Origin of the sequence: Providencia sp. wls1943, assembly GCF_009706275.1 — a bacterium.
Lineage (GTDB): Bacteria > Pseudomonadota > Gammaproteobacteria > Enterobacterales > Enterobacteriaceae > Providencia > Providencia zhijiangensis.
In genome coordinates, this window is record NZ_WLTU01000004.1 from 58,299 (window position 1) to 80,530 (window position 22,232).

General features: G+C 46.2%; 18 protein-coding genes. 7 read left to right on the top strand and 11 right to left on the bottom strand.

Features of this window, described 5'->3' with window-relative positions; genetic code table 11:
• Window positions 1-11 precede the first annotated feature (11 nt).
• The 5 genes from sctE to GKR48_RS01070 are packed head-to-tail and all read left to right on the top strand — an operon-like array spanning window position 12 to window position 6,966.
• On the top strand, window positions 12-2,390 hold the full coding sequence (gene sctE, locus GKR48_RS01050; RefSeq protein ID WP_230088551.1) for a type III secretion system translocon subunit SctE: 2,379 nt from the start codon (window positions 12-14) through the stop codon (window positions 2,388-2,390).
• Between the two features lie 19 nt (window positions 2,391-2,409).
• A complete protein-coding gene (locus GKR48_RS01055; protein ID WP_154626302.1) occupies window positions 2,410-3,723 on the top strand; it encodes an IpaC/SipC family type III secretion system effector in 1,314 nt (437 codons plus the stop codon).
• A gap of 6 nt (window positions 3,724-3,729) precedes the next feature.
• The gene (locus GKR48_RS01060) at window positions 3,730-4,839 is read left to right on the top strand and encodes a hypothetical protein (protein ID WP_154626304.1); all 1,110 of its coding nucleotides are present in this window, start codon (window positions 3,730-3,732) and stop codon (window positions 4,837-4,839) included.
• A 54-nt stretch (window positions 4,840-4,893) separates the two neighbouring features.
• The gene (locus GKR48_RS01065; RefSeq protein ID WP_154626306.1) at window positions 4,894-6,696 is read left to right on the top strand and encodes a hypothetical protein; all 1,803 of its coding nucleotides are present in this window, start codon (window positions 4,894-4,896) and stop codon (window positions 6,694-6,696) included.
• A 9-nt stretch (window positions 6,697-6,705) separates the two neighbouring features.
• A complete protein-coding gene (locus tag GKR48_RS01070; RefSeq protein ID WP_154626308.1) occupies window positions 6,706-6,966 on the top strand; it encodes an acyl carrier protein in 261 nt (86 codons plus the stop codon).
• A gap of 64 nt (window positions 6,967-7,030) precedes the next feature.
• On the opposite strand, the gene GKR48_RS01075 is transcribed toward GKR48_RS01070, so the two are convergent.
• Both GKR48_RS01075 and GKR48_RS01080 read right to left on the bottom strand, forming a co-directional pair.
• The gene (locus GKR48_RS01075; RefSeq protein ID WP_154626310.1) at window positions 7,031-7,951 is read right to left on the bottom strand and encodes an alpha/beta hydrolase; all 921 of its coding nucleotides are present in this window, start codon (window positions 7,949-7,951) and stop codon (window positions 7,031-7,033) included.
• Between the two features lie 15 nt (window positions 7,952-7,966).
• Complete coding sequence (locus GKR48_RS01080; protein WP_154626312.1) at window positions 7,967-10,018, bottom strand: TonB-dependent receptor domain-containing protein; 2,052 nt, start codon at window positions 10,016-10,018, stop codon at window positions 7,967-7,969.
• A gap of 475 nt (window positions 10,019-10,493) precedes the next feature.
• Here GKR48_RS01080 and emrA point away from each other — a divergent pair, with 475 nt between their 5' ends.
• Together emrA and GKR48_RS01090 are read left to right on the top strand one after the other, a co-directional pair.
• Entirely contained in the window at window positions 10,494-11,666 is a 1,173-nt protein-coding gene (gene emrA / locus GKR48_RS01085; RefSeq protein WP_154626314.1) for a multidrug efflux MFS transporter periplasmic adaptor subunit EmrA, read from the top strand.
• Window positions 11,667-11,670: 4 nt separating this feature from the next.
• Window positions 11,671-13,200, top strand: a complete 1,530-nt coding sequence (locus GKR48_RS01090; protein WP_154626316.1) for a DHA2 family efflux MFS transporter permease subunit — start codon at window positions 11,671-11,673, stop codon at window positions 13,198-13,200.
• 53 nt (window positions 13,201-13,253) lie between these two features.
• On the opposite strand, the gene paaY is transcribed toward GKR48_RS01090, so the two are convergent.
• The 9 genes from paaY to paaE form a co-directional block, all read right to left on the bottom strand.
• On the bottom strand, window positions 13,254-13,847 hold the full coding sequence (gene paaY / locus GKR48_RS01095; RefSeq protein ID WP_154626318.1) for a phenylacetic acid degradation protein PaaY: 594 nt from the start codon (window positions 13,845-13,847) through the stop codon (window positions 13,254-13,256).
• A 22-nt stretch (window positions 13,848-13,869) separates the two neighbouring features.
• Window positions 13,870-14,811: a phenylacetic acid degradation operon negative regulatory protein PaaX gene (gene paaX, locus GKR48_RS01100; protein ID WP_154602220.1), complete on the bottom strand. Its 942-nt coding sequence runs from the start codon at window positions 14,809-14,811 to the stop codon at window positions 13,870-13,872.
• Between the two features lie 152 nt (window positions 14,812-14,963).
• On the bottom strand, window positions 14,964-16,277 hold the full coding sequence (gene paaK / locus GKR48_RS01105) for a phenylacetate--CoA ligase PaaK (RefSeq protein WP_154626320.1): 1,314 nt from the start codon (window positions 16,275-16,277) through the stop codon (window positions 14,964-14,966).
• A gap of 69 nt (window positions 16,278-16,346) precedes the next feature.
• Complete coding sequence (pcaF, locus tag GKR48_RS01110) at window positions 16,347-17,549, bottom strand: 3-oxoadipyl-CoA thiolase (RefSeq protein ID WP_154626322.1); 1,203 nt, start codon at window positions 17,547-17,549, stop codon at window positions 16,347-16,349.
• Window positions 17,546-17,986, bottom strand: coding sequence for a hydroxyphenylacetyl-CoA thioesterase PaaI (gene paaI, locus GKR48_RS01115; protein ID WP_154626324.1), 441 nt, complete (start codon window positions 17,984-17,986; stop codon window positions 17,546-17,548). Before paaI ends, pcaF begins: the two co-directional genes overlap by 4 nt.
• A complete protein-coding gene (locus tag GKR48_RS01120) occupies window positions 17,983-19,575 on the bottom strand; it encodes a 3-hydroxyacyl-CoA dehydrogenase (protein WP_154626326.1) in 1,593 nt (530 codons plus the stop codon). Before GKR48_RS01120 ends, paaI begins: the two co-directional genes overlap by 4 nt.
• A 2-nt stretch (window positions 19,576-19,577) precedes the next feature.
• Complete coding sequence (gene paaG / locus GKR48_RS01125; protein WP_154626328.1) at window positions 19,578-20,387, bottom strand: 2-(1,2-epoxy-1,2-dihydrophenyl)acetyl-CoA isomerase PaaG; 810 nt, start codon at window positions 20,385-20,387, stop codon at window positions 19,578-19,580.
• 2 nt (window positions 20,388-20,389) lie between these two features.
• A complete protein-coding gene (gene paaF, locus GKR48_RS01130) occupies window positions 20,390-21,163 on the bottom strand; it encodes a 2,3-dehydroadipyl-CoA hydratase PaaF (protein ID WP_154626330.1) in 774 nt (257 codons plus the stop codon).
• A gap of 9 nt (window positions 21,164-21,172) precedes the next feature.
• Window positions 21,173-22,228 carry a 1,2-phenylacetyl-CoA epoxidase subunit PaaE gene (gene paaE, locus GKR48_RS01135; protein ID WP_154626332.1) on the bottom strand — a complete coding sequence of 352 codons (1,056 nt, stop codon included), beginning with the start codon at window positions 22,226-22,228 and terminating at the stop codon, window positions 21,173-21,175.
• Between the last annotated feature and the right edge of the window lie 4 nt (window positions 22,229-22,232).

Consider the following 22,232-nt stretch of genomic DNA (forward strand, 5'->3'; position numbering starts at 1 on the left):
AAGGAAATACCATGAGTCAAGTCACCATGCCGGGCATCAGTAACGCTTCAGGTAATGATCGAATTAATAATATTCACACCTTCTTACAAGGGAATAATCCTTTGGGATTGGGCGAAGCGAGCGCAAAAGCGGTATTAGCCTTAGAATTGGCATGTGCTGAGCTGGTGTCTTCAGAACAAATGAAGCGTCAGGGTTCAGAACATCTTCCCAAACTAGTCAAACCCAAAATGTCGGCAATGAAGATGTCTCCAGAGGCTCAGCAAGGCAACGGGTTTAACGCGAATGCGATACTGCTTGAAACGTTTTCCTCTATTCGCAAGTTATTACACGAAGGCAATATTAGTGAATTAAATGACCGTCTACAGTTATTGAATATTGAATCAGAATCTCTGCGTCAGCAAGGTGCTGAGTTATTAAAATCATTTTCTGGCTCTACTGAGCGACTGAATGAAGCTCATGACAAAGTGGTTGAAAAAAAGGCTCAGCTAAAGCCGCTTAACCTTAAATCTAATGAACTTGTTAACCAACTTTCAAATAGCAAATCTCTATTTGCCAGTAATGAACGGAAGCTTACTGAGCTAAGCGCTAAGTTAGCTAAAAGCCAAACAGCATTAGGTCAATTGAATTCTTCTCCAAAACCTTATACCGAAGAAGTTCATAACCAAGAGGTGATGTTGGAAGCGAGTATTACGCAGCTTTCAAGCGAAATAAAGCTCATCACCCAACAGCAAAAAACATTAGAGTCAAACATTACAGAACTGGGTACCGAACTTAGTGTGCTCAAAAATGAGATTAGCCAGCTAAATTCATCATTAGATTCATTGCTGAGTGATTCCACAAAGTTAGCGGCAACTGCTGATGAAGATCGTCAAAAATTAAATCAATTTATAGAGACCGCACCACTGCAAACGAATGTTGATGGTGAAAAATGGGAAAACACGCTTGCGCTTCTAACGATGTTAACGGCTCAATTAAAAAAAGCGATGAATGAAGATTCAGTTCGCAATATGAGAGAGCAAGAAGAGCTGATGATGACAATCAGTGAAGCCTCTCGTAAAGATTCAGATAAAAAAGCCAAAGAAGCGGCAGAAGCCGAACGTAAAGCGGCAGATGCCAACAAAGCGGCATCTTGTGCCAGTAAAATTTTTAGCTATGTGCTGCTAGCTGTTTCGGTCATTGCCACAGTGGCAACATTTGGTACAGCAGCTCCGCTAACATTAGCGATTGCCGCTATTGGTGTTGCAATGTCAATTGCTGACATTGTGCTAGAGGAAACGGGTCATGGAAGCTTGATGCAAATGCTTGCAGCCGAAATTTCCAGTGCCGTGACCGATATGCTGATTACCTTTGGTGTTCCGGAAGAAGAAGCTAAGAAGATAGGCAGTATTGTCGGCATGGTGTTGGCGGCCATTGCATTCTTAGCAATCTCTTTGCTTTCTATGTCATCATTTGCCAAAAACATCGCAAATACAGTTAGTAACGTTACTAAAATGTTGGCAAAGAATGTCGGTACCTTATTAAAGAGCGCCATTAAATCCATGCCACAAAGTTTCACTAATGCATTGGGAAATATTGCCACTAAAGGTACAAAAGTTGGGCAGTCAGTTGCGGATAGTGCAGATGAGATGGTTAAACTGACCAAGTTCTCTAAGTTAGCCGATAAATTCGACGATGTTCAAAATATCGCGAAAACCGCTGATGCATCCTCTGATTATGTATCCCTTGGCGGGCAAATGGTCAAAGTGGGTGACTCGGCCAAATTAGCCAAAGTTGCCGATAAATTCGACGATGTTCAAAATATCGCGAAAACCGCTGATGCATCCTCTGATTATGTATCCCTTGGCGGGCAAATGGTCAAAGTGGGTGACTCGGCCAAATTAGCCAAAGTTGCCGATAAATTCGACGATGTTCAAAATATCGCGAAAACCGCTGATGCATCCTCTGATTATATATCCCTTGGCGGGCAAATGGTCAAAGTGGGTGACTCGGCCAAATTAGCCAAAGTTGCTGACAAACTTGATGATGTAAAAGATATCGCTAAGACGACGCAAAAAGCGGCGTCTACAGGGAAAAATCAAAGCGTCAATATGGCTCGTTTAGAAGTTGGTATGAAAGGAGCGGGTGCGGGTCTTTCTGTTGCCAATGTAACAACATCCGGGGGATTACGTTTAGAAGCCGCGGCTCAGATGCGCGATATGAAAGAGATGCTAGCAGGCATGATCTTGAATAATGAAACTATTCAGGCATTAACTACATTGCTAGATGAATTAATCAAATCCCTATCAAAAAACTATGAGCAACTGGATGAAATGTTCAGAGGCATGATGACCGCTCTTAACCAATCAAACAACTCTAAAGCCGAGATGCTGAAAGCAGCTCGTTTCGCTTAAATTTTTGGAGAATATTTATATGGCGATTTTGATTCAATCATCAAATTTACTTACACAGGCTCAACAGAATGACGCTGAATTTGCGCTTAAGCTTAAAACTCAATTGTTTACAACAAATGGAGTGCGCCGGGACGTTCAATTCCACGACATTTCAGCTAATTTTGCTGAAAGTGCTGTTGAAAAACCTATCTTACCTGTACCGACATCCACGATGACCGAACCCCAAATACACGCTGCATTATCAACGTTGGGGGAAGTGGAAAAAAATACGTTATTAAGTGATTTATCCAGCTTTATTCAAATCACACCAGAGCAATCTCAACACGCAGTAGAGAAAGTCTTTACCGAAGAGAGCAAAACGCTCAATCAGGTGTTAGCAAATAATCAGCAACTTGATGAGACTGATTACAAACAAATCGCTCTAGCCATTCAAGTGATAATAGGCAGTAGTTTCTTCAATACATTGCTACAAAACTCAAATGTGATTGACTCAGATAAAAAGTCGGCTAAATCAATTGAGGGAGTGAAAGAGCAACAATTCGTTGGCATTATCAGCAGTGATATTATGCTGGAATTACTCAAAATTGTACGCAAAGTAGTTGCCGAGCTAAATATATCGGATCGTCGTATCAGTGCTGATTTCTTAACGCTGAATGCGAAAATGGTTGAAGCGGCAGCTGACTCGACCATTAAAGAAGGCAAGGAGATGTTCAATGGTGCACTGACTGGCTTTTTCACGTCTTTAGCCATTACTGCGGCAGGAACGGCTTTTCAAGCTCGAGGACTGCATAAACAGAATCAGTCAATTAAGCACAATTTAGTCAGAGCAAACCAAAATGGCTCCGCTGCGGATCGTTTAAATGAGCTCAATGCAAGTACACTGTCATCTCCTAAAAATAATTCCCTTGAATTAAAAACTAAAAACGGCGTAAAAGTGGAGCTGGCGGACCAAGCGACACCTGCGCAGCAAGCACTGGCTAATCAGCGAGGTGCTGAAGCGGCCCAGCGTACCAATAAATTAGGATTAGCTGAGCGCGATGAGCATGAGCGCGTCATGAACAAAACACGTACTCAGATAGGGATTGCAGAGCAAGGCTCCCGCATGTCCGATAATGCAGGTCAAATGGTGACGTCGGCGAATCAGGTGAATGTAAAATCAGAAGAAGCTAACAAAATGACTCAGCAATCTGTTGCTGATATGGCGCGTACCGTCTCTGCGGACAAGGATAAGCAAGTGGATAAAAGCCTAGACTTGGTTAAACAGATGATTGAGTACCTGCGTGAAATCCGTGAAAGTCAATTGCGCACCTTCCAAAGTATGGTAAGAGGCTAAGTCACGATGGAAATCATCACACCAATACATTTAAATCCGCGGGCGTCAGTTAATGCGCCAGCTACTAAGCATGTAGATGTTCAGAACACCTCTCCCGTTATTGAGAAAGGTTTGGTATTAGACCCATCTTTAGATGTTTACCAGCAAGGTGCTCAGTTGGCGCTACAGTTGGGGGCGCCAGTGGATGAAGCCCCATTTCGTCCAAATGTCATTTCGGGTAATGTTGATGATGTCCAAGAGCAATACCGCGTAATGATAAGGAAGATGGAACGTTCATCTGATCAGTTTCGGCGGATCCCCCAACCAGTTGAAGATGGTCGTAGTCATATTGAGGCAACACAAGACTTAATTGAAAAAATCCACGGGGATTACCAGAAAACATATGGCGAAATCGTTAAAGCCTCTACGAAATATATGCAAGATGTGAATACCGCATTAGGTAAGTTGAGCGACAGTATTAAATCCGGTAGTGATGGTAAAATACATTTCACCCCAAAAAAGTTCATGGTGGAGTTTGATTTAGCCATATCAAAATATTCAGGTATTTCATATTCTGATTACGAATCCTTTTACACGTCATCTTCATATACTGAAAGTCAATTATTAACAGAATATTGCGAAATGTGGGGTGAAAATCTTGGTAAGAAAAACCCAACGGATCAGAATACCCACAGTAAAAATAAGATGAGAGATTATCTTAGTACTCTAGATTCTAGCGAGTATGGTACGAAAACTCCGCCTTTATATACAATTAAAGCGGGTTCGGACATCAATGTTGAATTTAGTTTTTGGGAAAAAAAATTATCAGGACAAGGATTCACGGTTAAAAAAAGTGGGAATGAGATACAAGTTTATCCAGATTTTAAGCCAATCAGAGAAATTTTATTAGCTATCAAAAACTCTCCTGCTGGGTGGAGTGGCGAAGATGTTATGACACAACAGTTCCAAAGTCTCCAAACCGCGATTGATGCCCAAAAAAACTCGGTGAATAGCAGTGTTTCTCGTTTATTAGAGACTTTTCGTCAGGATAATAGCCATTTTGATACTCTGGTTCAGTTACTTATTCAGTTAATAAAAGATTTAAATCAGAATAATAATGGCCTGATCAATATGTAATTTAAGTTATTTATCTTATTTAATTTTAATCATAAGAAACTATGAGGAGTTTTTATGACTATTATTGGAAGCACTAATTCCGAGATTAGGCGTTCGTCAGATATATCATTAAATGCCACATCGCGGGTAGGTAATAATCCTATCAGTTCACAAATTTCGACTGTTAACTCGATAGGGGGGCAAAGCCATTTCCCTGGAAATTCCACAACAAATGATCAAGTTTCGATTGCCGGAGATCGTAATGAATTACACCGAGTTAATCATCGTAAACAAGCTAAGGCTATTCATCAGATGTTAAATGAAACATTTCCAAAAATTTCAGAGAAAATGATCTTATCGGTACTATGTGCGGGTGCGAGTGGTAATTTGATTCTACAAGAGATTAATTATCGTCCAGAGAATAGTTTAATTCTTTTAAGCTTATTAACGCAGGATGAAATCAATCGTGAACCTGGACTTTTGCAGTCTGCGGCAGATTTAGTTAACTCGCTAAATACACAAGCAAATAAATATTCGCAATTTGAAAATATTTTAAATAGTGAAGAACGCGTTTTTGATAAAAAAATGGCATCCGTATTTAAAAGTCTTGGTGAGAACAGATGGCAAACTATTTCTGGCCGTTTTGTTGAGAAATATGTGAACCCTGCACTTAAAGACAAGTTAGCGGAAGTTTTTGATAGAGCCGATGTTGATAGCTGTGATGTGAATGATACCCTCGTGAGCATGCTAGAACATCAAAGCAAGCTGAAAATGGAAGGCTATATTCAAGAATATAAACAGCATGGAAAAACATCTTTTGCGGATAAATCGCTTCAGCTATATAACGTATTTTTAGAATTAGAAAGCAAAATTGAGCACATTCGTTCATTCAACGATATGAATAATGCAAGTGAGTCGGCACATCAAAAACCTGCATCAAATCCGCATGATTTGGCGGGGGATGAAATTGACGCTGGATATCCGCATCCAGTGTTATCGCCCGCTTTAGCGCCGAATGCAGCTAATACTACCAATTATAGAAATGTCGGTAATACTTACAATATCAACCACTATCATAACGGGGCATCCAGCGGCAGCACGACAAAATCACAAAATAATTTTGGGGAAAGGGTATTGCCACCACCACTGTCCCAAGGGATAAATGCGGTCATCAATACGCCTAAGCATGATCCATCGGAATGGACTCAATACAGAGCGCCAGTTCCCGTATCGACTACTGTTTTGAAAGACGAAATTGACGGAGGTTCAATGAAAAAGAACCGCCCTGAGTTAAGAGCGCCATCGGAGAATGCAAACAGCGTTCGCCCTCAACCTGCTAAGGAAGAGATTAAGCTCGAGATTGAGTTAGAAAGCCCAGAGGTAAAAGAGCTGGCTGAGCAACCTCGAAAATATATTGCGGATATTCAATGGCTATTGCCGAAAAATCCAGGTTTTCAGAATCGCTATATTCGAACTGAGTCGGGCTGGACATCGAGCAATGGATCAGAGAATGAAGCGAAACCCGTTGTCACGACAGTCGGAGGGTTAAACCATAGCCAAGCAGATAAAGAAATTTATCAAGGGTTACGTGCAGCTCCACAAACGGTACCTGCGGAGCAAATGTTTGCAGATTCTACCGCGAAAGCCGATAAGTTTTTCACAGGTACGGAGCGTGGCGCTTTAAGAGCAAACCAAGCAGATAAAGAAATTTATCAAGGGTTACGTGTAGCTCCACAAACGGTACCTGCGGAGCAAATGTTTGCAGATTCTATCGCGAAAGCCGATAAGCTTTTCACAGGTACAGAGCGCGGCGCTTTAAGAGCAAACCAAGCGGAAGTCGAGCGGTATTATAACGATGACGCCAAACGTTTTCCATAAGGTAATGACATGACCCCACAACAGGATATGGCGCAGCAATGGTTAGTGCGCCATCTTCAGCAAATTCGTGAGTATTCAGGTATCAACAAAACCTATTCCATGGATGCGGAGCTGATTGCCGATGTGCATATCGATTCTTTAGAGCTGTTGGAATTGATTGCGGCGATTGAGGAATATACCGAACAGCCATTGCGGGATGAAGTGTGGATGAAGTGGCAACGCTTACAAGATATTGTGGATTACCTTGTTAGTGCCACCACAGACAGTTAAGTTGTCTAGCCAGTTTTTATCGATAATAACTCGGTTTCGTGCTTTTGGGCAGGAAACCGATTTTTTATGGCTCGGATGTTGCGATTTCCAACGCTTTCTTGATGGCATCGGGAATGACGCTACCATGGGTTTTGCCCGCAAATAAGGTGAAATCACAAACCCGTTGAGGGCTGTTTATGGCTTCACACACTTCACGCGGAGAAATCCAACTTTTGCGCGTTTGATAATTCTGCTTTTGCTCATCGGTTAAACGGCTTAAATCCGGCGTCTCTTCTAACTCCCCGAGGGTGATATCTAGCGGCGATGCTTTCGACGGGCGCGTTAACTTATCTAAATTCACCATTTTCCCTTCTCCCCACCACAATGACGGGCTTGCCGCGACAAAATGCTGGAAATCCGCAGGGTGATCTTGGTACGCCATCAGGGTAAATAAACCGCCAAATGAGTGCCCAAATAGCGTTTCGCGTTGGGTATCTATCGGGAACTGTTGCTCAGCCCATGGGCGAATGGTGAAGGTGAGAAACTGGTACAGAGATTCTGCACCACCACCGTGTTGGAATGCGTCTCCAGCAACTTTCGGCGTATAGTCGTACGTGCGTTCTTTCTTAGGGAACGCTTCAGGGCTGGGGTAGCCGATACCAATAATAATCGGTAATTTTTCTGGGGAAAATTGCTGAGCAGCCTGATTGACCGCGAGCGGGTACAGACCATTCCCATCTAACATAAACAGCACGGGGCGCTTTTCTAAGATATTCTGTGGAACGGCGCTGTAGATGCGCAGCTCGCGCTGGCCATTGCGCATATCATGGTGCTGCACCGTGTATACGTCCGCCACACGTGCATCAAATTCGGGAATATTCGGGTTGGGGCGTGCCCAAGTATTGCTTGCGATACACATCAATAGGCTCGCCATAAACAGTTTTTTTATCATTGGGATTGCCATCGAACGAAAAAGAATCAGCGGGTAATCAGCGATAAGCGTCATACCCGCAATCAGGGATTAGAATGTCACGTTGACATTCGCCCAGTAACGGCGACCGTCTTCAACATCCCAGTTACCGCCATTCTCAGCATCAATTTTAGAGCCTTTCTCGTTAGCGATGTTTAAGACAGCAAAGTTCAGTTTGGTATTTTTCAGCAACTGATACGTCGCGCCTACGTCCATGGTGGTATAGCCTTTACGGTAACGTGGAACGGAAGAACCGTTACGTTGTGCCGCCCAAACTTGCTCACCTTCATAATGCGCACGGGTGTATAAGTTGAGGTCTGGGCTATATTGCCAATCTAGCTTCGCATTCGCTAAATGTTTCGGTGTTTTATCCAATGGGTAGCCTTTGAGGGATTTACCGCTGGTGAGTTTTTCATCATTACTTTTACGCTCTGAATCGGTGTAAGTGTAGTTCAGGCTAAGGTTCCAATCTTCGGCAAATGGAATACCCGCCGCGATTTCTACCCCTTTGATGTTGGCTTCACCGACGTTGTCGTAGGTGTACAGGTTCAAGCCTGTCACTGGGTCTTTATCACCGGTGTAGTAGCTGGTGAGTTTATTTTTAAAGTCAGTATTGAAGAACATGACGCTCGCATTGAAACCAGATTCATGGTCATAGGCGATCCCAATCTCTTGGTTAAAGCTTTTTTCCGGTTTCAGGTTGTCGTTACCGTAAATGATCCCTTTACCTTTCTCTGTCGATGTTTTGTAGTTCGGGCTAATTTCACGCAGTGTTGGTGCGCGGAAAGCTTGTGATACTCCACCCTTGATGGTGATTTCATCGGTCAGATGGTAAATGGCATAACCGCGCGGGTTCCAGTGGTCACCATAGAATTCATGATGATCTAAACGGATACCACCGGTTAAAATCAGATTTTCAGTGGCAGTAAACTCATCTTCTAAAAACAGAGCGTATTGATCCGCAGTCAGAGAGACATTCTCAGTAGTTTTTGCGCCTGTCGCTGACGTATCTTTCAGCTTCGCATGCTGGTATTGGGTTCCCGCCGTCAAAATATTGTCCGGTAGGAAAGCAACCACTTTACCATCCACGACGGTATTCGTGATTTCAGGCACGCGAGCCTCATAAGCGTAATTATACAACCCTGTTTTTGCGTCTTTGGTTTCGGCTTTGGTTTTACGTTTGGTTTGTTCTTGATAAACACTCACTTCTGTTTGAATCACATCCCAGTCGCCTTTGTACGTCAGCGCCATATGATTACGGTTATTGTGAGTTTCTGATTTGGTGTTATCCCGTTTTACACCATTAAACATGGAGTATTCAGCGAGGGATTTACCCGGTTCAGCATAGCGTTCTTGGGTAGTTCTACCCGCTTCAAGTAAGAAGGTTTGGTTTTCCATTGGCGTGAAAGTTAATTTTGCTGTCAGGCTTTTATTATCTTTCTTATCATGACCATCCGGAATTTTATCTTCCTTACGGTAATCGCCGCCACCATACAGTTGCAGACCTAGTTTATCTTTAATCAGCGGACCAGACAGGTAGAAATTACCGTCCATGGAGTCGCCGCTTTCGCTATTTTCTTGAATAATTGCGCCCGTGGTGACGCTACCGTGCCACTCATTGGTCACTTTCTTGGTGATGATGTTAATGACGCCGCCCATGGCATCAGAGCCATACAAGGAGGACATTGGGCCACGGATCACTTCGATACGCTCGATAGCTTCAACAGGCGGCATAAAGCCTGCTTCAAAGCCGCCGCTACCATTTGGGCGAGATTCACGGCTATTTTGGCGACGACCATCCACCAGAATCAGAGTGTATTCACCGGATAACCCGCGAATATTAATATCTTGTTTATTGGCGCTGCCGACGACACTGACACCTTCAACATCTTTGACGGCATCAGCTAAGTCGCGAACAGGTTTATTTTGTAACTGCTCGGCAGTAATGACGGTAACGCTGGCAGGGGCATCGCGTAATTGCTGGGAATAACCCGATGCGGTAACAATCATTTTGTCTGAATTTTCTTCTGCTGTGGTGCTAAATGAAGCCAACGCTGCGCAAACACCTGCAGCGATTAAAGAGTAGTGATAGTGCGTTTTCATGTTTTTCCCTAGCAAAACTAAATGATAATGATAATCATAATGTTTTCGAATACTAACACCGATACAGATAGAAAATAAATAATTAGCGAGCTATTTTTTGGGCAAAGTTTGATCACGGTTAACATTTTGTGCGAGGGAACGAGAGAGCGTAAAAAACCGTACAAAAAGTAGGAAATAGACTGAAAAATGAGAGAATAGCTATTTGGGAATGAAAGAAATAAATGCCGATTATTATTTAACGACTCACAATTATCTTATTTAGAATGTTTTTATTATCTTTAAATAACTTCATCTTTTTTTGATTATATTTAAATTTTCTAATTTTAAAAAAGGTTGAATATTGATTTAAAACAGAAAATAAAAATTAAAATGGATATTTAGTTAATATAAAACAGTTGCCTATTGCATTATCACGATGAGTTCGTAAAGATAGGTTCTATTGCTAGAATAAAGTTTATTTCCCTTGAGAGTTATTATGGAACAACCGACAAATTCAATTGAAGAGCATCAAAAAACGAAGCAAGAAAATAAAAGAACACTGTGGATGATCATCGCTACGGTTATTATTGTTTTGTTGTTTGTTGCCTATGGCGCGTATTGGTTTTTGGTTCTGCGTTTTCAAGAATATACCGATGATGCCTATGTGTCGGGTTTGCAAATTCCTATCGTTGCGCAAACCACCGGAAATGTCACTCAAGTGAACTTTGAGAATACTGACTTGGTGAAAGCGGGTGATGTGCTGGTGGTGCTGGATAAAACGAATGCGCAACTGGCCTATGAACAGGCCAAACATGATTTAGCGTCCACTGTGCGCAAAACCAAAGAGTTGTATATCAATGGGGACCAGTACCAAGCCCAAATCCAACAAAATCGAGTTTCGCTTGCGCAAGCGCAAAAAGATTATCAGCGCCGTGCAGCATTAGGTCGCAGTGGGACGATTTCAAAAGAGGATTTGCAGCACTCTCAAGAAGCGGTGCAACTGGCGCAAGCAGCGCTGGATATTTCGATTCAACAATACAATGCCAACCGTGCGTTGTTGCGTAATACGCCACTGAAAAACCAGCCAGCGGTGCAACAAGCGGCGGATAGCGTGCGCAGTGCGTGGATCAATCTACAGCGGACAGAAATCAAAAGCCCGATGACGGGATATGTCTCTCGCCGTAATGTGCAAGTGGGTTCCCAAGTCAGCCCGCAAAGCTCGTTAATGGCGATTGTGCCGGTTCAACCCGTTTGGGTCGACGCTAACTTTAAAGAGACGCAACTTGAAAATGTGCGTATCGGTCAGCCGGTCACGATTAACAGTGATTTTTATGGTAGCAATGTGAGTTACAAAGGTACGGTAGTGGGGCTGGATATGGGGACGGGCAGTGCATTCTCATTGCTGCCTGCGCAAAATGCCACAGGGAACTGGATTAAAGTGGTGCAGCGTCTACCCGTTCGCGTGGAGTTAGACCCTGAGCAAGTGGCGAAATACCCGCTACGTATCGGTTTATCCATGAATGTGACCATCGATATTAAAGACCAAAATGGTCCTGTATTGTCGGAAGTGCAACGTACAATTCCCGCGTTTGAAAGTGATGTTTTGGTGCTGAAGTTAAACGATGTGGATCAGGTGATCGATACCATTATCAGCGATAACGCGGATTAGTCTCATGGCTGATATTCAACCGCTAAAAGGGGCTAAACTCGTCTGGGCGACTATCGCCCTGTCTCTGGCGACATTTATGCAGGTGTTGGACTCCACGATTGCCAACGTGGCTATCCCGACGATTGCGGGAAACCTTGGGGTGTCCGTCTCTCAAGGGACGTGGGTGATCACCTCATTTGGGGTATCGAATGCCATTTCTATCGCGATTTCGGGTTTTCTAGCCAAACGGTTCGGGGAAATAAGAGTCTTTCTGTGGGCAACGGCACTGTTTACGCTGTTTTCATTACTATGTGGTTTTTCCGACAGCCTTGGTATGTTGATTTTGTTCCGTGTGCTACAAGGGGCGGTTGCAGGGCCTGTTATCCCGTTGTCACAAAGTCTCATCATGCGGTGTTATCCACCGAAAATGCAGAATATGGCGTTGGCATTTTGGTCGATGACCATTATTTTAGCCCCTGTTTTTGGGCCTATTTTCGGCGGCTATATCAGCGATAACTTCCATTGGAGCTGGATCTTCTTTATGAATATCCCGCTGGGGATCTTTGTGATCATTGTTGGCTCGATCATTCTGAAAGGAATGGAATCGACAGTGGTGAAAGTGCCATTCAATGTGATCGGCTTAGCACTGTTATCCGTCGGCGTGGGCTGCTTGCAGGTACTGTTGGATAAAGGAAAAGAGCTCGGTTGGTTAGCGTCCAATGAGATTGTGATTCTTGCAGTGATCTCCGCAATTGCGCTGGTCTTCATGGTTATCTGGGAACTGACCTCCAAAAACCCGATCGTCGAATTATCGCTGTTTAAATCCCGCAATTTTACCATTGGTACCATTTCGGTTAGTTTGGCCTATATGGCGTATTTTGGGGCGATCGTACTTTTGCCGCAGCTACTGCAAGAAGTGTACGGCTATACCGCAACATGGGCAGGGTTAGCGCTCGCACCAATAGGTCTTTTACCCGTATTGTTCTCAGCACCTGTCGCGAAACTCTCGGATTTCTTAGATATTCGCTGGATAGTCACTTTTAGTTTCGTGTTTTATGCCATTTGCTTCTTCTGGCGAGCCTATACTTTTGAGCCATCCATGGGGTTCGATGCCGTTGTCTGGCCGCAGTTGGTGCAGGGAATGGCAGTAGCCTGTTTCTTTATGCCGTTGACCACCTTGACGCTGTCGGGGCTGCCCCCTGAAAAATTAGCTTCGGCTTCCAGCTTGGCGAACTTTTTCCGTACGTTGGCGGGCTCAATTGGAACATCGATCACCACCACGCTGTGGAGCGATAGGGAGGCAGTGCATCATAGCCAGCTCACTGAATTTATTACGGATTACAACCCAGAATCCCTTGATATGTACCAAGGGATGGCGGCGCATGGCATGACCACGGAGCAAACCTCCGGCTTTATTGCTCAGCAGATCACCAGTCAAGGGTTGATTATCGCGGCGAATGAGATTTTCTGGTTATGTGGCTGGGTGTTTATTGCGTTGATTGTGACGGTATGGTTTGCGAAGCCGCCGTTTGGCAGCAAAGTGAATAAACACTAACAGGATAGGGCGCGTGAGTTGTTGGCACGTGCCCTATCTTTTACGGAATAGTTTTATAATCTGGATTTTGGAATGATATCGTCAAATACCAGTTTTGGACGGTTCGGCTCTTCTTCCGCAAGTGGTGTCGCTTCTTGGAAAGTATTTAGGCAGCGGGTAACTAACGCTTGGTAATCCAGTGTGCCTTTACTTTTCCATTCAATTTCTTGCTCTGAAAGGTTGCGCAGCACTTTGGCTGGCGTGCCCACAATTAAACTGTTATCAGGAAATTGCGCATCAGCCTTGATAAACGCGCAAGCCCCAACAATTGAATTTTCGCCAACAACCGCACCATCCATGATGACACTGTTCATGCCGACGAGCGCATTACGTTTGATATGACAGCCATGCAAAATAGCACCGTGACCAATGTGCCCATCTTCCTCAATGATGGTATCGAATTGCGGAAAACCATGCATCACGCAGTTATCCTGCACATTCGCCCCATCTTTAATAATCAGTCGCCCAAAATCTCCGCGTAAACTGGCATTGGGTCCAATATAAACGCGCTTACCAATGACCACATCGCCAATGATCACGGCAGTAGGGTGAACAAAACTTTCTGGGCTAACGACAGGGGTGATACCGTCAATTTGATAAAATGGCATAAAGGTTCCTTTAGCAAAGTGATTATGCGGCTGCCAGCTCTCGAAGAATACCCCCAAAACGTCGATAATAGGCGCTGGAGGGGTGTGGTAGTTCGCCAACGGTGGTTTCACACAAGTCGGTGACGTACTGGGTGGCACCCTGGTCGATACGCTGGTAAATATTGGTGCACAAGTGGCGCGCAATATGCCCTTCCCATTGTGCTGGAAGCAGTTCATCAGGGAGCAACGGGTCTTTTAAGATCACGCGGCGATAAAAATGGATCAGTAATAGGCGCAGCTGAAAACATAATTCAGGGGAAATTGTCTGTTCCCCATGTTCTTTTAGCAATAATGCTACTGGGCGGAATAAGTTGATAAATTGATGATAATGTTCTGAAATCTCAGGGAGCGACCAGGCATCGAACACCAACTCTTTTAATTTCTTCTCAGAGCGATTAAAGGGATAGTTGGCACGGAAGTAAATCACTTGGTCAGCCGCGTTTAACTCCCCCAGTAAGGCAGGAATATCGCTTTGTGTCCGGCTTGGCGCAGCCATCAAGCCGCTATTAAATTGCCCAAACCCGAGCCAACCAAACTCTTTTTTAAGGCGGATTTTTTCGTCTTTATCCGCGCTTTCCAGCAGTAGTAAATCCCATGTGCCATCCCATTCAGGCTGTTCGCTGAGGTAAATTTTGCTTTCCGCTCGGCGAAAGCGGTTTTGTCCGCGCTCTGAAATACGGTAGTAGCTGCGGCGGCCTATTTTTTCGACATCCAGCCAGTTTTCTTTTTGTAGACGAAACACGGAGGTGCGCACAAAGCGGTCGGAAAAACCCATTGGCTCAAGCAATTTGGTCAGGCTACCTAGCCAAACTTCGCCACCACGGTGGTGCAAAGCATCTCCATATAGGGAGCTGATAAGCGACGTTCCGCTGATAGGCTGGCTCTCAATGGCGTAGTGTATAAATTGGCTGAGTTTGGTTTCCATATGATTTTATCCCTAAAATTTATGTATCAGGTGCTTGGCAAATCTTAGACAAAAACTAGTCGATTGTCTTGTTTTCGTGCCAAAGAGTGTGAGCATTATGAGGAAACCGGCCGAGAGGCGTATTCATCATGAATACACCTCATTCTCGGCAATTAGACGGCAATTCGTGTATCAATTACGCGCTGGGCTTTGCCTTGTGAACGCGGGATATCCCCACAGTTGACGATACTCACTCGGGTGCTGATCCCCACCATGGATTTAATACGGTGTTTGAGGTTGTGGCAGATATTACAGCGTTCATCAAAAGTCAGCTGCTCAGGGTGTTTGAGCTCAACGCGCACAGAGAGGTTATCCATATTGCCTTTGCGCCCAATTTCCAGTTGGTAGTGTGGCGATAACTCTTTGAATTGCATGATTTGCTCTTCAATTTGAGACGGGAAAACGTTCACACCACGGATAATCATCATGTCATCGGAGCGACCCGTGATTTTTCCGATACTGCGCATCTGGCGGTTTCCACCAGATTTTAGGTGAGTAAGGTCGCGGGTTCGGTAGCGGATCACTGGCATGGCTTCTTTTGTGAGGGTAGTGAACACTAACTCACCATGTTCCCCATGACCGAGGGTTTTTAGGCTATTTGGGCAGATAATTTCAGGGTAAAAGTGGTCTTCCCAGATGGTTGGGCCGCTTGCTTCAGAGTCTGCGCATTCCATGGCTACGCCGGGTCCCATCACTTCAGATAAACCATAAATATCTAAGGCTTTGATTCCTAGGCGAGTTTCAATTTCAGTTCTGAGGGATTCTGTCCACGGTTCTGCACCAAAGACACCAATTCTTAGTGAGCACTTACTAGCGTCTCCGCCCATGATTTTCTCAAGTTCGTCGATAATACTAAGGCAGTAAGATGGCGTCACCATGATGATATCGGGCTTAAAATCGACAATTAGCTGCGCTTGTTTCTCGGTTTGACCGCTGGACATGGGAATAACCGCCGCACCAAGACGCTCTGCCCCATAGTGCGCCCCGAGCCCACCAGTAAATAGCCCGTAACCGTAGGCCACGTGTACTTTGTCACCGCGAGTCGCACCCGCAGAGCGTAGGCTACGAGCGATTAAATCTGCCCAGTTATCAATATCTTGTTGGGTATAACCGACAACCGTTGGGTGACCTGTGGTACCCGACGAGGCGTGAATGCGGGTAATTTGATCCATTGGCACGGCAAAAGTGTCGAATGGGTAGTTTTCACGTAAATCCTGCTTAGTGGTATAGGGAAATTTTTCGATGTCGCTAAGCTGTTTAAAATCGTCAGGGTGTACGCCCGCGGCATCGAATTTTTTGCGGTACATTGGCACATTTTCGTATGCGTGAGTGAGTGTCCACTTCATTCGCGAGAATTGCAGTGCCTCGATCTCATCGCGAGAAGCAAACTCGATCGGGTCGATATTATCGTGTTGTGTCATGCTCATAATTGCCAATCCTTATTATTATTGATACTTGCCTGAGCAGGTGTAGGGGGAGTCAGGCAGTTTTGTTATTCAGATTCGTTCAATAATCATTGCAATACCTTGACCCACACCGATGCACATGGTGCATAACCCGTAGCGACCTTGCTTACGATGCAGTTCATTCATGGCGGAAATCACCAAGCGAGAGCCGCTCATACCCAGCGGATGCCCTAAGGAGATAGCTCCACCATTGGGGTTAACCTGCGGGGCGTCATCTGGCAGACCTAAGCCTCGCAATACCGCCAGTGCTTGAGCGGCAAAGGCTTCATTCAGTTCAATAACATCCATTTGTTCGATAGTCAGCCCTGCCATCTTTAAGACTTTTTGTGTGGCAGGTAGTGGACCAATGCCCATTAAGCGTGGTTCAACGCCGCAAGTGGCTGTGGCTATGACTCGCGCTCGCGGGGTTAATCCTTGCTGCTTGGCAACCGCTTCAGAGGCGATGATTAAGGCTGCGGCGCCATCATTAACGCCCGAAGCATTGCCCGCAGTGACGCAGCCATTTTCACGAAACGGCGCTTTCAGTTTTTGCAGTTGTTCGTGGGTGGTTTCAGGACGCGGGTGTTCATCTTCCGTCACTTGCTGCTCTGATTTACGCAATTTCACGGTGACGGGAACAATCTCTTCGGCAAAGATGCCTTTAAGGCGAGCCGCTTCGGTACGCTGTTGGCTGCGCAGAGCAAAAGCATCTTGGTCTTCGCGGCTGATTTTGTAGGTGTATGCCACGTTTTCGGCGGTTTCTGGCATGGAATCAGTGGAGAATTGCTGCTCCATTAATGGGTTGATAAATCGCCAGCCTATGGTGGTATCAAACATTTGCGCTTGGCGAGAAAAGGCAGCATCTTGTTTTCCCATCACAAACGGTGCACGGCTCATGGATTCCACTCCGCCGGCAATCATCAATCCCGATTCCCCAGCTTTGATGCTGCGAGCGGCAAGGGCGATGGCATCTAAGCCAGAGCCGCACAGGCGATTGATGGTGGTGCCAGATACTGAAATCGGCAAGCCAGACAGTAGCCCCGCCATTCGTGCGACGTTGCGGTTATCTTCCCCCGCTTGATTGGCGCAGCCGAGGATAATGTCATCGGTTAGGCTCCAATCTAGCTGTGGGTTGCGTACCATTAGTGCTTTGAGCGTGATGGCTGAAAGGTCATCGGGGCGTAGTGAAGATAATGCGCCGCCATAGCGACCAATCGGGGTGCGAATACCATCGCAAATATAGGCGTCATTCATGAGGCTTCTCCAACTAAACGGTGACCTAAACGGTGGGAACGACCTTGAAACAGCGCCAGTGGTTTGCCATCTTGGTTGGTAATCTCTACTTCATATAACCCACTGCGTTTACCTTGATGCTGCATTTTGGCGGTGGCGGTCAGTAAATCCCCTTCAAAACCGGGGCGCAGAAAATCGATGGAACACATGGAGGCGACGGCAGCATAACCTTGGCTGTTGCAGGCATACGCAAACGCGGTATCTGCCAGACTAAACAACTGCCCGCCGTGACAGGTTTTGTGCCCGTTCAGCATGTTGGGGGTAACCACCATGGTGAGTTGCGCATAGCCCTCGGCCACATCTTCAATCACCATACCCATGGCTTTGGCGCAAGTGTCATCGCGGTACATGGCATGTGCCGCTTGCTGGGCGAGGGTGATGTTGGGCAGTGAATTCATGGCAATGTCTCCAATGAAAGTGATTGAAAACCGGCGGCAAGCTGGCGTAGTAATGGGTTGGGGCGATAACGCGTGTCCCCATAGAAATCGGTTAAATGTTCAAGGGTGTGCAAAATATGTGACCAACCGATTTGAGCGCCCCATGCTAGTGGCCCTTTCGGGTAATTCACGCCGAAACACATCGCCAAATCAGTATCTTGTGCGCTTGCGACGCCTTTATTCACCACATCCAAAGCCTCATTGCACAACATGGCAACGGTGCGCAGGGTTAATAGCGCAGGGTAGTCCGGTAGCACAATCACTTGCTTGCCGAGGGATTGAAAAAAGGCAATCGCATCTTGGTTTTGCTGGTGGCTATTTTGTACTGCGCAACTGATAGCGATAGTGGTTGCCGCAACGTAGTTGGCGGATAAATCAAACTGCACCACGGGCTTATCAAGCTTTTGCGCAAGAGTGGATGTCATTTCACCATTTGTTAACATAATAATAACCCCGTTAACAACCAGTGAGGGTGACTGGTGCGTTTTTTGTTCAGCTTCTTCGAGGCAGATCCCGTTTTGCTGTAAGAGTTGCTTAAGTTCAGGAAATATTTGCCAATTTCCATAGGCTTTGATGTCGAGCTGGTGAGACTGCACGATGGAAGGCGCAACATCGACCCGAGATGCGGATTTATTATGATCATCATGATTATCAGTGGCGTAATCATAAAATCCACGACCGGATTTGCGCCCAAAATGCCCCGCTTGCACCAACGCCAATTGCGCAAATGCGGTTTGGAAACGCGGGTCATAGCCAAATGCTTGAAACATGGACTCCGTCACGGCGTAATTAACGTCATGGCCGATTAAATCCGTCAGTTGCAAAGGCCCCATGGAAAAGCCTCCGGCATCGCGCATCACACTGTCTAATGTAGCGGGGTTGCCCACTTGTTCTTCCAGTGCTCGTAAGGTTTCCGCATAAAAAGGCCTTGCTACGCGATTAACAATAAAGCCCGGTGTGGAGCGGCAAATCACCGGAATTTTATTGAATGCCAGTGTCAGGGTTTTTAGGGTTTCAACCACGTGCTCTGCGGTTTCAAGCCCACGGATCACTTCGACTAGCTTCATCACAGGAGCAGGGTTAAAAAAGTGTAAGCCAGCCATGCGTTCAGGATGCTTGAGTACGCTAGCAATCGCCGTGATAGATAATGACGAAGTATTGCTAGCAAAAATCGTGTTTTCGCGACAAATATCTTCAAGTTCACTGAATATAGCCTGCTTAATGGTGAGTTTCTCAGCGACTGCTTCAATCACTAAATCGGCGTCAGCAAGGGCAGAAAGGCTGTCGGCAACATGGAGGCGAGCAAGAGTTTCTTCTGTGCTTTTGGCGTCCGCTTTACCTTGTTCAACGCGTTTGCGTAAACGAGCGGTGAGTGCCGTTAAAGATTGCTGCAACACTTGCGTATTGACATCAAAAAGTTGCACGTACAGACCTGCACTGGCAGCGACTTGCGCAATCCCAATGCCCATGGTGCCCGCACCAATAACTGCGACCTTATTTATGGATAGACCGTGTATAGGTGGATTGTGTATCTGTAGAGAAGCTGTCATGGTTATTTCCCTTGGAACGTCGGTTTGCGTTTATTTAAAAACGCATCGACGCCTTCGCGATAATCATGGCTGCGCCCGCCTAAGCGCTGTAAATCTCGCTCTAAATTGAGCTGCTCATCAAGGGTATTAGTGGCGGCACTGTGAATGGCTTTTTTGATCAGCCCTAACCCATAAGTCGGTTGAGTCGCAAGATGCTTTGCGAGGTTGCCCACGGTGGTGGCGAGTTGGTCATTTTCCGTGACTTGCCAAATCATGCCCCACTGCAATGCTTGTTCCGCGCTGATTTTATCCCCTAGCATCGCCATACCCATGGCACGGGCACGACCGACTAATTGTGGTAAAAACCAGCTTCCACCGGAATCAGGCACCAGCCCGAGGCGGCAAAATGATTGAATAAAGCTGGCGCTTTTCGCGGCGATAACAATATCTCCTGCAAGGGCTATTGCCGCTCCCGCACCTGCGGCAACACCGTTAACGGCGCAAATAATCGGCTTGGGTAAGGCGACGAGACGGCGGATCAGTGGGTTATAGTAAGTTTCGACGGAAAATCCCAGATCAGGGGCTTCGGATCCGACGGCAACATTACGATCGTTCAGATCTTGCCCCGCACAGAATCCACGACCTGCGCCAGTGATCACTAAGCAGCGTACAGTTTCGTCGCGCTCGGCGATTTTTATTGCCGTGCTCAGCTGGCGATGCATCTCATCGTTAAAGCTATTTAGGCGTTCAGGGCGGTTTAAGGTAATCGTGAGCACCCCATCTTCCAGCGTTGTAAGGATCATCTCTTCGGTGAGAGCGATGTCATTTATCATGGTTAGCGTCCTGTAAATTGGGGGGATCGTTTTTCGAAAAAGGCGGCGATCCCCTCTTGGCGATCGTCAGTACCCGCAAGGTTGACAAAATACTGGCGCTCCAGTTTTAAGCCTTCGGTCAGGTGAGTTTCGTGGGCGCTTACTAGCGCAGCTTTGGCGGCGTTTACGGCTAAAGGCGCATGTCCTGTGATGCGTGTGGCGATAGCTTGAGCGCGTTCAAGGGTGAGTGCGTCCACGCACACTTCACTGACTAATCCGGCTTGTTTAGCTTGCTCAGCGTTGATGGTTTCTCCGGTGAGTACCATCTGCATGGCAAGGGATTTGCCCACTGCGCGAATTAGGCGCTGAGTACCGCCCGCACCGGGGATCAGTCCAAGGGTAATTTCCGGTAAGCCAAAGCGAGCGGATTCCCCCGCAATAATGATGTCGCTGGCGAGCAGTAACTCGAACCCAGCCCCTAACGCGTAGCCATTGGCGGCACAAATAATCGGCTTGCTGATTTGTGCAAAACGGCGCCAAACTTGTGGACGTTTATCCGTGATGGCGCTGGCAACGGTTTGCTGTTGAAGCTCTTTAAGATCAGCCCCTGCGGCAAAGAAACGTGGGTTGCCCGTGATGACGATAGCGCCGATATTGTCATCGGTTTGCGCATGCTCAAGATGCTTAACCAGTAATTCAAGGCACGGCGTACTCAGTGCGTTGCGTACATCGGGGCGATTAAGCGTTAGTGTCAGAACGCGGTGATGTTGTTGAGATAAAATCCAATTATTTTCCATTGCTCATCCCTACACATCAAAGTCCAATACCACGCCATCCCCTTTTGGCCATGCTTGGCAGCTGAGGATATAACCGGCGGCAATTTGGTCAGGCTCGAGGCTGTAGTTCACACCCATTTCAATCTCTCCCGAGCGCAACTTACATTTGCAGGTGGCGCAAACACCACCTTTACAGGCGTAAGGCAGATCAGCACCTTGGCGCAGTGCGGCGTCGAGGATGCTGTCATCTTGCCCATCCATATTGATATTTAGGGTGCGCCCATCTAACAAAAGAGTAACTTGGCGGCTTTCACTGGTGGCAATGGTCGGTTTGAATTTCGCGCCAGAGGTATTAAAGCGCTCGGTATGTACGCGCTCTTGTGCCATGCCGTGATGAATTAAAGTTTCTTGGACTTCATCCATCATGGATTCTGGACCGCAAATGAAAGCGCGGTCGAATTGGCTAAAATTGAGCAGAGATTTCCCTAAGGCACTAAGTTGCTGCGCATCAATGCGCCCGCTGAGTAACGCGCTCTCTTGCGGCTCTTGGCTAAACAGATACAGCACTTGAAAACGGGTAGCAAAGCGGTTTTTTAAGTCAGCAATGGCTTCTTTGAACATCACTGAACGGCTATTGCGATTACCGTAAATCAGCACAAAACGGCTATTTGGCTCGGTTTGCAATGTGGCTTTGATGATGGATAACAGCGGGGTAATGCCGGAGCCTGCAGCCACGGCTAAATAGTGCCCTTGTTGCTGGCTATCGGGTTGGTAGCCAAATTGCCCTTGGGGGATCATCACTTCTAAGCTATCCCCAACATTCAGTTGTTGGTTGATAAAGTTAGAAAATCGCCCTTCGTAGATAGCTTTAACGCCAATTTTTAGCCCGTTTTCATCGGGGGCGCTACAGATGGAGTAGCAGCGACGAAGATTTTCGCCGTTAATCGCAGCTTTCAACGTCAAATGTTGGCCCGGACGGTAACGATACTGCGCTTGCAAAGATTCAGGAATATGAAAGGTGACCGCCACGGCATCGGGCGTGTCACGGTCAATAGCGGCAATACTTAAACGGTGAAAGACAGTCATGAGT

Excerpts from the sequence above, each read along its gene's own strand:
- paaE (WP_154626332.1), bottom strand. The coding sequence starts at position 22,228 with ATGACTGTCTTTCACCGTTTAAGTATTGCCGCTATTGACCGTGACACG.
- pcaF (WP_154626322.1), bottom strand. The coding sequence starts at position 17,549 with ATGAATGACGCCTATATTTGCGATGGTATTCGCACCCCGATTGGTCGC.
- emrA (WP_154626314.1), top strand. The coding sequence starts at position 10,494 with ATGGAACAACCGACAAATTCAATTGAAGAGCATCAAAAAACGAAGCAA.
- GKR48_RS01055 (WP_154626302.1), top strand. The coding sequence starts at position 2,410 with ATGGCGATTTTGATTCAATCATCAAATTTACTTACACAGGCTCAACAG.
- GKR48_RS01120 (WP_154626326.1), bottom strand. The coding sequence starts at position 19,575 with ATGACAGCTTCTCTACAGATACACAATCCACCTATACACGGTCTATCC.
- GKR48_RS01070 (WP_154626308.1), top strand. The coding sequence starts at position 6,706 with ATGACCCCACAACAGGATATGGCGCAGCAATGGTTAGTGCGCCATCTT.
- paaY (WP_154626318.1), bottom strand. The coding sequence starts at position 13,847 with ATGCCATTTTATCAAATTGACGGTATCACCCCTGTCGTTAGCCCAGAA.
- GKR48_RS01060 (WP_154626304.1), top strand. The coding sequence starts at position 3,730 with ATGGAAATCATCACACCAATACATTTAAATCCGCGGGCGTCAGTTAAT.
- paaX (WP_154602220.1), bottom strand. The coding sequence starts at position 14,811 with ATGGAAACCAAACTCAGCCAATTTATACACTACGCCATTGAGAGCCAG.
- paaI (WP_154626324.1), bottom strand. The coding sequence starts at position 17,986 with ATGAATTCACTGCCCAACATCACCCTCGCCCAGCAAGCGGCACATGCC.
- GKR48_RS01080 (WP_154626312.1), bottom strand. The coding sequence starts at position 10,018 with ATGAAAACGCACTATCACTACTCTTTAATCGCTGCAGGTGTTTGCGCA.
- paaK (WP_154626320.1), bottom strand. The coding sequence starts at position 16,277 with ATGAGCATGACACAACACGATAATATCGACCCGATCGAGTTTGCTTCT.
- paaF (WP_154626330.1), bottom strand. The coding sequence starts at position 21,163 with ATGGAAAATAATTGGATTTTATCTCAACAACATCACCGCGTTCTGACA.
- GKR48_RS01090 (WP_154626316.1), top strand. The coding sequence starts at position 11,671 with ATGGCTGATATTCAACCGCTAAAAGGGGCTAAACTCGTCTGGGCGACT.
- paaG (WP_154626328.1), bottom strand. The coding sequence starts at position 20,387 with ATGATAAATGACATCGCTCTCACCGAAGAGATGATCCTTACAACGCTG.
- GKR48_RS01075 (WP_154626310.1), bottom strand. The coding sequence starts at position 7,951 with ATGACGCTTATCGCTGATTACCCGCTGATTCTTTTTCGTTCGATGGCA.
- GKR48_RS01065 (WP_154626306.1), top strand. The coding sequence starts at position 4,894 with ATGACTATTATTGGAAGCACTAATTCCGAGATTAGGCGTTCGTCAGAT.
- sctE (WP_230088551.1), top strand. The coding sequence starts at position 12 with ATGAGTCAAGTCACCATGCCGGGCATCAGTAACGCTTCAGGTAATGAT.